The sequence below is a fragment of the Robertmurraya dakarensis genome, assembly GCF_900156875.1.
In the GTDB taxonomy this organism is placed as follows: Bacteria; Bacillota; Bacilli; order Bacillales; family Cytobacillaceae; genus Robertmurraya; species Robertmurraya dakarensis.
Map to the genome: position 1 here is coordinate 1,676,271 of NZ_LT707408.1, position 1,132 is coordinate 1,677,402.

Below are 1,132 nucleotides of genomic sequence, written 5' to 3' on the forward strand. Positions count from 1 at the left end.
TTCGGGGACTTGAACAAAAAAGAGCCCTCTTGGTATGATTACGGGGTGTCAAATCTTAGCGCGAAATGACCCCTAACTTAGTTAACCAAGGAGGACTCCAAAGTGGATTTTAAACAAAATCAGAAAATAAATCAAGTCACCGAAAGAACACTCGTTGTCGGAATCGATATTGCTAAGCGAAAACATTTCGCTTGCTTTGTAGATGATCGTGGGCGGGTGCTCCAAAAATCTTTCTCAGTATTACAATCTAGTGATGGTTTTCAGAGTTTTTATCAACGCATTTTGGCTGCAATGAAAGAATACGAAAAAACGGAAGTCATTGTCGGGATTGAACCTACAGGCCATTACTGGCTTAATTTAGCCTATTTCCTGGAGGATCGGGGGATTCCCTTGGCTATGACCAACCCTATGCACGTCAAACGGTCAAAGGAATTGGATGACAATCTACCAACCAAACATGACCGTAAAGATGCTTTAGTAATTGCTCGTCTTATTAAAGACGGACGCTTCAGTTATCCAAGAATCTTGAAAGACGTGGAGGCTGAACTTCGTGTTGGGTCAACGTTTAGAAGTAAGTTGACAGAGGAACTTGGAGCTGTCAAAAACATGATGATTAGGTGGTTAGATCGCTATTTTCCTGAGTTTCCCCAGGTCTTTCCGTCATTCGGAAAGTTGGCAATGGCAGTACTTGAATGTACCCCATTTCCTAGTGATCTTCACCAGAAACAACCCGATGAATTATTATCACTTTACCGCCAGGTTGAGGGGCTCAAATCTCCCCAACGACCGAAAGCAATGCTTCTTATTGAAGTCGCTGCTAATTCGATCGGAGTAACAGAGGGACGTGAGATGGCCCGTATCGAAATCGCCACACTCGTTCGTCGTTACAACCAATTAGAACAAGATATCGAAAGTATTACTCAACACTTAGTTGAGCTCGTTAAAACATCTGTAGAATACGAATGGCTATCAACGGTTCAAGGACTTGGAGATACCACCATTGTCGAACTATTAGCTGAGATCGGAAGCTTCTCACATTACGAAGATCCACGCCAACTAATCAAACTCGCGGGATTAACGTTACGTGAAAATTCGTCCGGTCAGCACAAAGGACAAAAACGCATCTCCAAAC

General features: G+C 43.0%; 1 protein-coding gene. It reads left to right on the plus strand.

The window, feature by feature from the left end:
- Window positions 1-102: 102 nt before the first annotated feature.
- On the plus strand, window positions 103-1,132 hold a 1,030-nt coding region (locus CZ487_RS28155; RefSeq protein ID WP_077211803.1), incomplete at its 3' end, for an IS110 family RNA-guided transposase.